A 10,413-nucleotide genomic window follows, 5' to 3' on the forward strand; every position below is an offset into this window, starting at 1 on the left:
TCGGCCCGGCGATGTCGTCCGGCTCCTGACCGCTCGGCTCGCGGACGGACCCGGTCCGCGACGCACAGGCCTCAGGAGGTGCCGCCGAAGTCGACATCCTTGGTCTCGACCGTTCCGGCCGTCCGTCCCGGTGCCGCCTGGTGGGTCCAGTACAGGTTCGTGTGCGCGATGACCCGGTCCGGCGGCGGCGCCCCCCATGCCGTCTGGTCCTCCGTCGTGTGGGCGTCGCCGACGAGGACCGTGTCGTAGCCCCTGGCGAACGCGCCGTGGAGTGTCGAGCGGATGCACCAGTCGGAAGGAGGCAGCCCGACGGCTCTGCGCCCCGTCGTGCTCAAAGATCAAGATCTTGTCAGGAACAATGTGATGACCTGACACGATAGGGCGCATGTCTGAGCTCCGAACCGGTCCGCCGAGGGAGTGGACCGACGACGACAGCCCGGTCCCACCTGACTCCTGGGGGCGTTCTCGCTCCGCGAGAAGCGCTCTGCCATGGGGGTTCATGCTCGTCATCGTGTTGCTGGCGGTGGGCCGGTTCGCGTTGGCACCGCACCTGACCGCGCCCGCGCTGCAGACGTGGGCCACGATCTTCGTGGCGATCTGCGTGCAGGCGCTGCCGTTCCTGGTCTTCGGGGTGGCGCTGTCGGCGGCGATCACGGCGTTCGTCCCGGCGTCGTTCTGGACCAGGGCGCTGCCGAGGAATCCGGCCGTCGCGGTTCCGGTCGCGGGGGCGGCGGGAGCGGTGTTGCCGGGGTGCGAGTGCGCCTCGGTCCCGGTCGCCTCGGGACTGATGGCCCGGGGGGTGACCCCGGCCGCCGCACTGGCATTCCTGCTCGCCTCTCCCGCGATCAACCCGATCGTGCTGGTCGCGACCGCCGTCGCCTTTCCCGGGCAGCCGCTGATGGTGCTGGCCAGGTTCGGCGCGTCGCTGACCGTGGCGGTGCTGGTCGGCTGGCTCTGGCTGAGATTCGGCCGCAGCCAGTGGCTGCGCGTTCCCTCCCGCCCGCACGGCGAGGGCCCGGGATGGACGCGGTTCGGCGAGGCGATGCGACACGACCTGCTGCACGCGGGCGGGTTCCTCATCGTCGGCGGGCTGGCCGCGGCCACGCTGAACGTCGCCGTTCCCCGCGAGTGGCTGGCCACGGTCGCCGAGGTGCCGTGGCTGGCCATCCTGGTCATGGCGCTGCTGGCGGTGTTGCTGTCGATCTGCTCGGAGGCCGACGCGTTCGTGGCGGCCTCGATGACCGCGTTCTCCCCCACCGCGAAGCTGGCCTTCCTGGTGGTCGGGCCGATGGTCGACCTGAAACTGATCGCGCTGCAGGCCGGCACGTTTGGTGGCGCTTTCACGGCCAGGTTCGTCCCGCTGACCTTCGCGCTCGCCGTCCCGGTAAGCACGCTTTTCGGATGGTTGCTGCTGTGATGTCCTCACGGTCTTCGAAAGACCGCCGGCCCAGGCTCGGCCTGGCGAAAGGAACTCGCGAACTCTGATGAACCGTGTCACCCAGAACCTCGTCCTGACCCTGCTGGGCTGCGCGGTGCTACAGATCTCGGCGTTCTCCACGACCTATCTCAACTACGTCAAACCCGGCTTCCGGCCGTTTCTCATCGGCGCCGGTGCGGTACTGGTGGTCCTCGGCATCATCGGGCTGCTCCAGGCCGCGGGGGCGAAGAAGGGCACGGAGGGCGGGGCCGATGATCGCCCTCTCGCACCGCACCACTCGGACGAGCACGACCGGCCCGGCGAAAACACGCACGGGCACCCGCACGGCGGGCCCCGGGTCGCGTGGCTGCTGTGCCTGCCGGTGTTCGCGATCTTCCTGATCGCACCCCCCGCGCTGGGCTCGTTCGCCGCCTCCCGGGATGACACCCCGCCGCCCCGCGACCAGCCCCTGAGCGCCTTCCCCCCGCTGGCCGGCGACGGCCCGGTGGACATGCCGATCGGTGAGTTCATCGGCCGAGCCTGGGACGACGACAAGAAGTCCCTCACCGGGCGTGAGGTCAGACTGACCGGTTTCGTCGTCCCCGCGAAGAAAAAGGGGCAGTGGTACGTCACCCGCATGCAGCTCGCCTGCTGCGCCGCGGACGCGTTCCCGCTGAAGGTCTCCGTCAGGGGATTGCAGGCACCGCCCGCCGACACGTGGATCGAGGTCACGGGCACCTGGATCCCCCAGACGTTCAAGAAGATGCCCGCCGGAGTCGTCCACCCCCAGCTCACCGGCAAGAGCCTCACAAGAATCGAGACCCCCGACGAGCCGTACGAGTAGGCCGGCCAGGTCTCCTCGGCCTCGGGCGACAACGCGGCGGGCAGGGGACGCCTGTCCAAGGTGCCGATCGCGGCGGGGTTTTGGGCCCGACGCCGCTCACCCGGCCTTCCTGCCCCTGACAGCGAAGATCTTCGAGTCGGTTTCCCGTGATGTTTGCCCAGTGCGAGGCGGGTATGCCCCTGCCACGACGCACGAAAGGAACAGCAGATGGAACGAGACAGAGACGATAGCGGGCAAAGTCTGGGCGTCAATCACGCGCACCAGCCAGGATCACCCGAAGGGTTGAGCGCCCAAGAGGTGGACAGCCGAAGCGACCTGGCCAGGTGGATCAGCGGCACACACGTTTTTCCGGCCGACCGCGAGACGTTGCTGAAGCGGGCGAGATCCCAGTCGGCGCCCGACGAGGTGCTCTCCGTCATCCGGTCGCTGCCCGATCGCACCTACGAGAACATGGAAGGCGTCGCCCAGGCGCTCGGCCTCGCCGAGGAGCAGCACGACTGAGCGCACCGCGCTCACGGCCGTTCGGACGACTCGCAGCTTTCGCCCCTGGCCGATCAGGTGCCCCGGCTCCCCTGACCGCTGCGTTCGACGTGGTCGCGGAAGTCGGCGAGCGGAGAGCCGAAGACGCCGTGATCGTCGGAGTGCACCGGCAGCACACGGCGCGGATTGATCAGATTCACCCAGTCCGCGCCCTGCCGGCCGTCCATCGTCACCATCAGGACGCCCGGCGATTTCGTACCGCCCAGGTGAACGATGGCCACGTCGATGTCCGGGAAGCGTCGCGGGATGGCGTCCAGTTCCCTGCTCAGCAGCGTGTCGCCGCTGATGTGCACGCGCGCAGGCGCACATGGCCCTCGGGGCTCATGAACTCCAGCAGGCTCCCCATGACGGGCGGCATGAGGACGTTCGCCACGCCGGGGCCGTGGCGCGCGGGCAACGAGGTGATCCTCACCGAACCGTCCTCCGCCCGGAGCTCGTGGTCACGCCAGGTACTCAGCCCAACCGCCGCATCGAAGCCCTGCCGCCTCAGCTTCCGCGCGGCCTGCGGTGTCGTCTTCCCGCTCTCCCCGGGATGGGCCCGTGTCCGCGGCGGCGTGTCGCTTTGCCGTTCCTTGACCCGCCTGTCGTCGGCGCCGCCCCCATGGGAGGATCCTGTCTCCATGAGCCGCCCCGTCATCTCCGAGATCCCAGCCGGTCCGGTGACCGTCCCCGCCGTCGTCACGGCGCTCGCCGACGACGACACCGTCACTCCTGTGTGGCGCAACGAACTCGGCGGCCTGACCTTCCGCCTCGAAGGCGGGCATGAGGACGTCAGGTACGTCAAGTGGGTCGCCGCCGGCACTCCGGAGATCGATCTCCCCGGCGAGGCGGAACGCCTGACCTGGGCGCGGCGATGGGCGACCGTCCCGCGGGTCGTCGAACACGGTACGGACGCCTACGGCACGTGGCTGGTCACGGCGGCACTCCCTGGCCGCTCCGCGGTGGACCCCCGGTGGATCGCGGACCCGCCGACCGCGGCGGCCGCGATCGGCCGAGGGCTGCGCCTGCTCCACGACGCCCTGCCCGTGGAGCAGTGCCCGTTCAACTGGTCCATCGATCGGCGGCTCGCCCGCGCCGACGAGCGCATCGCCGACGGCGAGGGACCGGCCGGCTGGTTCCCCGAGCACCGGCACCTGGGCCTCGCCGAAGCCCGGGCACGAATCGGCGATCCGCCCGCGATCGACCGCCTCGTCGTCTGCCACGGGGACGCGTGCGTCCCCAACACCCTGCTGCACGACGACGGCGTGTTCGCCGCGCACGTCGACCTGGGCTCACTCGGGGTGGCCGACCGGTGGGCGGACCTCGCGGTCGCCGCGTGGAGCACGGAATGGAACTACGGCCCGGGGTACGACGGGGTCGTGTACGACGCGTACGGGATCGCCCCGGACCCGGAACGCATCGCCTACTACCGCCTGCTGTGGGACATGGCGTGACCGGTCACACCTGATCGGCGTCCATGCTCGCGGTGGCACGCACCGGGAACGGGCGCGTGCCACCGCGGCTTTCCGGATCCCACCCGTACGCCTCGTCGATCGAGGCACGGGCGGGCAGGGCGATCACCGGTCCGAAGGCATCGGCTCTGTCGTGCGAGACCTGAGCAGGAACCCTGCCGCTGCCGCGGTGAAGAACATCAGCACGCCATAGGTCGCGGCCGGGACGGCCATCTGGGAGCTGTTCAGCAGGGAGAGCGCCACCGCGATCGACAGCGTGGCGTTGTGGATCCCGATCTCCATGCAGGAGGCGACGGCCTGGCCGCGCTCCACTCCGGCCAGGCGCGGCGCCCAGTAGCCGACGATCAGGCTGATCACGCTGAACACCAGCGTGATCAGGCCCACTGACTGGATGTAGCCGCTGAGGTTGTCGAGCTCCTGAAGCAGGGCACCGGCGATCACCAGCGCCAGGATGACCGCCGAGGCGATCTTCACGGGCGTGTTCATCCGTTCGGCGAAGCTCCGTGCCCTGGCGCGGACCGCCATGCCGACGGCGACCGGAACCAGCACGATCGCCATCACCTGCAGGCTCTTGTCGAACTGCAGGCCGAGCGTGCCCGAGCCGACCTCGAAGTAGGACAGCGACAGGTTGGTCACCAGGGGCAGCGTCACGACCGCCAGTACCGAGTTGATCGCGGTCAGCGTCACGTTGAGCGCGACGTCACCGCCGAACAGATGGCTGTAGAGGTTGGCCGTCGTGCCGCCGGGCGAGGCGGCCAGCAGCATCATGCCGACGGCGAGCGCCGGCGGCAGGTCGAAGAGGACCACCAGGCCGAAGCAGATCGCGGGCAACACCAGGATCTGGCAGCCGAGCGCCACGACGGTGGCCTTGGGATAGACGACGACACGGCGGAAATCGGAGATCGTCAGGCTCAGCCCGAGGCCGAACATGATGATCGCCAACGCGATGGGCAGGAGGGTTCCGGCAAGAGCCATGGGGGATGCTCCTTATCAGCGATCTGTCGCTGGGGCGGCGTGGTGCCGTGGCTGAGGTACCACCCACACGATCATCGTCACGGTCGTGGCGGTGAGCAACCCATCGACACAGATCGTCACCTGCCGTACACCGCCACGGTCCCACGCCGCCCCGGACCAGTTCATGATCCATCTGGCGTTGTGGGAGAGCCCCTGCCCGGAGACCGCCTGGCTGGAGCACATGAGCGACACCGACCACCTCGGCCCCCGCGCCGGCACCCGCCACCGACCGACCACCGGCGGGACGGGCACCGCCCCTCGCTCAGCCCGCTGATCACCACCCTGGTACTGCTCCCGGCCGCGCCGGCCCCGTTCCGCTTCAGGCCGGTACGGAGGCTGTCGATCACCTGCGACGGTCCTCCCCCTCCCCACCACGAAGGAGACAGGCCGGTCCCCCGCCTCCGCCACGACGGGGGCGGGTCTACCTGGCCAGGAGGCCGCGCAGCGCCTTGACGACATCGGCGGGGGCCTCTTCGGCCATGAAGTGGCCACAGGAGACGGTGGCGTGTTCCTGGTGGGGCGCCCACGCCTCCCACAGGGCGGCGGCGTCGAAGCCGAGGGCCGCGCCCCAGTCCTGCTGCAGGACGGCCACCGGCATGCGCAGCCGGTTCCCGGCCCGGCGGTCTGCCTGGTCGTGCTCGACGTCGACGGCGGCCGAAGCCCGGTAGTCGGCGACGATGGAGGGGACGGCTTCGCGGGAGGCCTTCAGGTAGGCGGCGCGGATGTCGGCGGGAATCGCCTCCGGATTCCGGGTCCAGATGTCCAGGAAGTAGCCGAAGAAGGCGTCCGCGCTGGCGCTGATCATCTGTTCGGGCAGGCTGGGCGGCTGGGCCATCAGGTAGAGGTGAAAGCCGACGGCGGCTGAGGTGCCGTGCATCACGTCCCACATGTCCAGCGTCGGCAGGACGTCGAGCGAGGCGAGATGAGTGATCGCATCGGGGTGGTCCAGCCCGGCGCGGATGGCGACCAGGGCACCCCGGTCGTGGCCCGCCAGGGCGAAGCGCTCGTGGCCGAAGGCGCGCGCGAGGGCGATGACGTCGGCGGCCATGGTGCGCTTGGAATAGGTGTGTCCATCGGTGTCGGCCGGCTTGTCGCTGTCACCGTAGCCGCGCAGGTCGGGGCAGATGACGGTGTGATCGGAGGCCAGGTCGGCGGCGACGTGCCGCCACATCAGGTGGGTCTGGGGGAAGCCGTGCAACAGCACGACGGGGCTGCCGGAGCCGCCTGCGGCGACGTTGAGCGACACGCCTTCGGTGACGGTGACGCGCTGGTAGTCGAATCCGGTGATCCTGGGTTCCACTGTGAGGACCCTTTCCGCTAGGCCCGTCTGTTCTTGTCGGGCGGCTGCGACCAGCCTGCCCGCCGGCGCTCAGCAGCCGGTCAGCGGCGGCTGAGCGGTGGCTGAGCCGCGCTGCCGACAAGGGCCCGGCCGAGACGGCCGGATAACATCGGGTGACATGACCAGCGAGGCGACGGCGCGAGCGGTGACCTTCGGTGTGCTGGGTCCGCTGGAGGCTTCGGACGAGCACGGCCCGCTTCCGTTGAAAGGTCCCCGGCACCGAGCGGTACTGGCGCGGCTGCTGATCGCCAGGGGCGGGGTCGTCCCGGTCGACCGCCTCGTCGACGATCTGTGGGATCGGCCCCCGGACGGGGCGGTCGGGGTGATCCAGACGTTCGTCTCCGCGCTGCGCCGCGCGCTGGAACCGGACCGCCCTCCCCGGCAGCCCGCCCGGCTGCTGGTGACGGCCTCCCCCGGCTACGCGCTACGGGCGGAGCGGCGGTCGGTGGACGCCTGGCGGTTCGAGGCGGCGGCGGGTGAGGCCGGCTCGCTGCTGGCGGCGGGACGGGCCGGGGAGGCGCTGGTCGGCCTGGAGGAGGCGCTGGCCCTGTGGCAGGGCCCGGCGTACGCGGAGTTCGCGGAGGAGGCGTGGGCACGCGGAGAGATCGCCCGCCTGGACGGCCTGCGACTGCTGGCCGTGGAGCGGCGCGCGGAGGCGCTGCTGGAGCTGGGGCTGGCCGCCGAGGCGGTGCCTGACCTGGAGGTCCACGCCGCGGGCCATCCGCTGCGCGAGGACGCCTGGAAGCTGCTGGCGCTGTCGCTGTACCGATCGGGCCGGCAGGGCGATGCCCTGGCCGTCCTGCGCCGGGCCCGGGAGGCGCTGGTCGGGGAACTGGGCGTGGATCCCGGCCCCGGGCTGCGAGGGCTGGAGGCCGACATCCTCGCCCAGGCCCCCCACCTCACCGCCCCGGCCAAGACCGGCGGCGTCATGCCGTCACCGCGGGAGGCGGCGGTGTCGTACCCGGCGCCCGCTGATCCTGCCGGGCGGCCGTTCGTCGGGCGCGCGCGGGAGCTGGGTCACCTGGAAGAGGCCGCCGCGACCGCCGTGCGGCGGGGCAGGCCCGTCCTGGCCCTGGTCTCCGGCGACGCCGGCGCGGGAAAGACCGCGCTCGCCGAGGCGCTCACGGGCACGCTGACGGCGCGGGGCTGGACCACGGCGTGGGGCCGCAGCCCCGAGCATGACGGGGTGCCCGGCACCTGGCCGTGGACACAGATCGTCGAGGGCCTGGCCGCCGCCGGGGCCGGGCCCGCCCCCGCCTTGGTTCCTGTGCCGGACGGCACGGCGACCACACCGTCCGCGGCCCGGTTTCGCATGCACCACGCGGTCGCCTCCTACCTGGCCGGGGCAGCGCGGCGAGCACCGGTGATGGTGGTCTTCGACGACCTGCACCGGGCGGCGGCGGAGACTCTGGACCTGCTGACCACGCTGGTGACGGAATCCGCCGCCGGGCCGGCACTGCTCGTCGGGACCTACCGGGCCACCGAGCTCTCCCCCGCCCTGACCGACGCGCTCGCCGGGTTCGCCCGGGTGGAACCGGCCCGGGTCTACGTGGGCGGCCTGTCCGAGACGGCCACGGGCGAGCTCGTCCGTACCGTCGTCCAGCGGGACCTGGACGCACGGACCGCGCGGGTGATCCACCGGCGCAGCGGCGGCAACCCGTTCTTCGTCCGCGAGCTCGCGCGGCTGGTCGACGCCGAGGGACCCGCGGCGCTCGACGCCGTTCCCGCGGGCGTGCGGGACGTCATCCGCCACCGCCTGGCGCGGCTGCCGCGACCGGCACGGACGGTGCTGCGGCAGGCGGCCGTGATCGGCCGGGACGTCGACGTGGACGTGCTGGTCGCCCTCGCGGCGGACGAGGATCTCGTGGTCGACGCCCTGGAGTCCGCGCTGCTCGCGGGCTTTCTGACCGAGCGGGAACCGGGCCGGCTGCGGTTCGCCCACGCCCTGGTGCGCGACACGCTCTACGGCGACATCTCCGGGCCACGCCGGGCGCGCTGGCACGCCGCCGTCGCCGAGACGATCGAACAGCTGAACCCGGGTGACATCACCTCGCTCGCCCACCACTTCGGCCACGCCGAGACCCGGTCCACGGCCGCCCGAGCCGCCCGCTACGCCCGCGCGGCGGCGCTGCAGGCCGAGCGGGGATTCGCCCCGCACGAGGCGGCACGGCTGTGGCGGCAGGCCCTCGCCGCCCACGACCGGGCGGCGGAGGGCGACGTGCGCAGCCGGCTGGAGGCGGTCATGGGCATGGTGCGGGCACTGGCCGTGACCGGCTCCCTGGAAAGCGCCAGGCAGTACCGCGCGGAGGCGATCGCCACAGCCGAGGAGCTCGGCGACCCGCAGCTGACCGCCGAGGTGATCAGCGCCTTCGACGTGCCCGCGATCTGGACCCGCAACGACGACGAGGACCTCGCCCGGCAGATCGTCCATGTGATCGAACGCACTCTGACCGCCCTGCCCGAGGGCCAGGCGGCACAGCGCAGCCGTCTGCTGAGCGTCCTCGCCCTGGAACTGCGCGGCGGCCCCACCGACCGCGGACGCCGGGCGGCGCGGGAGGCGGAGGCGATCGCCCGCCGGCTGGGAGACCCGGCCCTGCTCGCCCTCGCCCTCAACGGCCGCTTCATGCAGGCCTTCCAGCAGGCCGGCATGGCCCCGCGTCGTGCCCGGATCGGCGATGAACTGGTTGATCTGGCCACCCGGCACCACCTGGTGACCTTCGAGGTGCTCGGACACCTCATCCTCATCCAGGCCCACTCCGCGCTCGCCGACTTCGTCACGGCCGACGCGCACGCCGCGGCCGCGGACCGTCTCGCCGAACAGCACGACATTCCCCTCGCGGGCGTGTTCACCCAGTGGTACGCCGCTCTGCGGCTGGCCGTCACCGGCCACCTGGCCGAGGCGGAGGCCGCCTACCGCGCCGCGAGCACCGCACTCGCCGGCAGCGGCATGCCGGGGATGGAACAGGGCGTTCTCCCTCTGGCCCTGCTGTGCCTGCGCATCCAGCGGGGCGAGCGGCCGGAGGCGGACGAGGAGGCGGGCTGGGGCCCGTACGCGCCTTGGGCCCGCCCCCTGATCCTGCTCGACGCGGGCCGCCGCGACGAAGCCGAAGTGGCCGCCAAGGCCCTCCCGGACTCACCCCGCGACCTGCTCTACGAGGTCCGCACCTGCCTCGCCGCCCGGGCGGCCGTCGGTGTAGGCGACCGATCGGCGATGGAGCGTGCCTACGCCCGGCTACGCCCCGCCTCGGGGGAACTGGCCGGAGCGGGCAGCGGCCTGCTCACCCTCGGCCCGGTGGCGCTTCACCTCGGCGATCTCGCCGTCGCCCTCGGGCGCCGCGACGAGGCCGCGGACCATTACCGGCAGGCGCTGGCGATCGCGGACAAGGCCGCCGCGACGCTCTGGGCGACCGCCGCCCGCGACGCACTCGGCCGCCTTGGCGGCGAACGACCGGACACCTCTCCGGCGACCGGTCACCGGTGAGAGCGGCGTCTGTGACAGCGGCGTCTGTGACAGCGGCGTCTGTGACAGCGGCCCGGTTCGGCCCGGCGCGCATGCGCGATCCTCGCTGTCGACAGGCGGCCGCCGGGTGCGTCCAATGGTCGCGGTGCCGCGTGACGCCGACCAAGAGAGCAGCGGGCCGGTCGGCGATCGGGCGAGCACCCTTCACGCGGAGGATCCGCCATGAGTTCGTACTCAGCGCCCTGTACCTGACTTGACGCGCTCCCCGGCCTGAAGGGCCGGGGATTCAGCCCGTGCCGCCTCACGCGGCACCTCTGTGGCTTCCTGCTTCATCGGCGTCCGCCACCG

General features: G+C 72.0%; 11 protein-coding genes. 6 read left to right on the forward strand and 5 right to left on the reverse strand.

From position 1 onward, the window contains the following. Positions 1 to 71: 71 nt before the first annotated feature. Positions 72 to 335, reverse strand: a complete 264-nt coding sequence (locus AB0J58_RS29995; protein ID WP_364221888.1) for a hypothetical protein — start codon at positions 333 to 335, stop codon at positions 72 to 74. A gap of 50 nt (positions 336 to 385) precedes the next feature. On the opposite strand from AB0J58_RS29995, the gene AB0J58_RS30000 reads away from it, so the two are divergent. The 3 genes from AB0J58_RS30000 (at position 386) to AB0J58_RS30010 (ending at position 2,762) form a co-directional block, all read left to right on the forward strand. Next, positions 386 to 1,417, forward strand: a complete 1,032-nt coding sequence (locus tag AB0J58_RS30000) for a permease (RefSeq protein ID WP_364221891.1) — start codon at positions 386 to 388, stop codon at positions 1,415 to 1,417. 67 nt (positions 1,418 to 1,484) lie between these two features. Beyond that, complete coding sequence (locus AB0J58_RS30005) at positions 1,485 to 2,261, forward strand: TIGR03943 family protein (RefSeq protein ID WP_364221894.1); 777 nt, start codon at positions 1,485 to 1,487, stop codon at positions 2,259 to 2,261. A gap of 282 nt (positions 2,262 to 2,543) precedes the next feature. Then, positions 2,544 to 2,762, forward strand: coding sequence for a DUF2795 domain-containing protein (locus AB0J58_RS30010; protein ID WP_364221897.1), 219 nt, complete (start codon positions 2,544 to 2,546; stop codon positions 2,760 to 2,762). Positions 2,763 to 2,815: 53 nt separating this feature from the next. Here AB0J58_RS30010 and AB0J58_RS30015 read toward each other — a convergent pair whose 3' ends face one another. Beyond that, positions 2,816 to 3,094 (reverse strand): hypothetical protein, encoded by a 279-nt coding sequence (locus AB0J58_RS30015; RefSeq protein ID WP_364221900.1) that lies wholly within the window; start codon positions 3,092 to 3,094, stop codon positions 2,816 to 2,818. Between the two features lie 327 nt (positions 3,095 to 3,421). On the opposite strand from AB0J58_RS30015, the gene AB0J58_RS30020 reads away from it, so the two are divergent. Next, a complete protein-coding gene (locus AB0J58_RS30020; RefSeq protein WP_364221903.1) occupies positions 3,422 to 4,234 on the forward strand; it encodes an aminoglycoside 3'-phosphotransferase in 813 nt (270 codons plus the stop codon). Positions 4,235 to 4,238: 4 nt separating this feature from the next. Here AB0J58_RS30020 and AB0J58_RS30025 read toward each other — a convergent pair whose 3' ends face one another. Beyond that, the gene (locus tag AB0J58_RS30025; protein WP_364221906.1) at positions 4,239 to 4,361 is read right to left on the reverse strand and encodes a hypothetical protein; all 123 of its coding nucleotides are present in this window, start codon (positions 4,359 to 4,361) and stop codon (positions 4,239 to 4,241) included. Beyond that, positions 4,358 to 5,227, reverse strand: a complete 870-nt coding sequence (locus AB0J58_RS30030; protein WP_364221909.1) for a bile acid:sodium symporter family protein — start codon at positions 5,225 to 5,227, stop codon at positions 4,358 to 4,360. The genes AB0J58_RS30025 and AB0J58_RS30030 overlap by 4 nt, the downstream gene beginning before the upstream one ends. A gap of 91 nt (positions 5,228 to 5,318) precedes the next feature. Between AB0J58_RS30030 and AB0J58_RS30035 the strand changes: the two genes are divergently transcribed. Continuing rightward, the gene (locus AB0J58_RS30035) at positions 5,319 to 5,540 is read left to right on the forward strand and encodes a hypothetical protein (RefSeq protein ID WP_364221912.1); all 222 of its coding nucleotides are present in this window, start codon (positions 5,319 to 5,321) and stop codon (positions 5,538 to 5,540) included. A gap of 147 nt (positions 5,541 to 5,687) precedes the next feature. Here the strand turns inward: AB0J58_RS30035 and AB0J58_RS30040 are convergent, their stop codons facing one another. Then, on the reverse strand, positions 5,688 to 6,566 hold the full coding sequence (locus AB0J58_RS30040) for an alpha/beta hydrolase (RefSeq protein ID WP_364221915.1): 879 nt from the start codon (positions 6,564 to 6,566) through the stop codon (positions 5,688 to 5,690). 157 nt (positions 6,567 to 6,723) lie between these two features. On the opposite strand from AB0J58_RS30040, the gene AB0J58_RS30045 reads away from it, so the two are divergent. Beyond that, positions 6,724 to 10,086: a BTAD domain-containing putative transcriptional regulator gene (locus tag AB0J58_RS30045; RefSeq protein ID WP_364221918.1), complete on the forward strand. Its 3,363-nt coding sequence runs from the start codon at positions 6,724 to 6,726 to the stop codon at positions 10,084 to 10,086. The last annotated feature ends 327 nt before the right edge of the window (positions 10,087 to 10,413 follow it).

It is taken from the genome of Streptosporangium sp. NPDC049644 (genome assembly GCF_040675205.1).
Lineage (GTDB): Bacteria > Actinomycetota > Actinomycetes > Streptosporangiales > Streptosporangiaceae > Streptosporangium > Streptosporangium fukuiense.

Coding starts and splice junctions, on each gene's coding strand:
- AB0J58_RS30000 (WP_364221891.1), top strand. CDS start 386: ATGTCTGAGCTCCGAACCGGTCCGCCGAGGGAGTGGACCGACGACGAC.
- AB0J58_RS30005 (WP_364221894.1), top strand. CDS start 1,485: ATGAACCGTGTCACCCAGAACCTCGTCCTGACCCTGCTGGGCTGCGCG.
- AB0J58_RS30020 (WP_364221903.1), top strand. CDS start 3,422: ATGAGCCGCCCCGTCATCTCCGAGATCCCAGCCGGTCCGGTGACCGTC.
- AB0J58_RS30030 (WP_364221909.1), bottom strand. CDS start 5,227: ATGGCTCTTGCCGGAACCCTCCTGCCCATCGCGTTGGCGATCATCATG.
- AB0J58_RS30045 (WP_364221918.1), top strand. CDS start 6,724: ATGACCAGCGAGGCGACGGCGCGAGCGGTGACCTTCGGTGTGCTGGGT.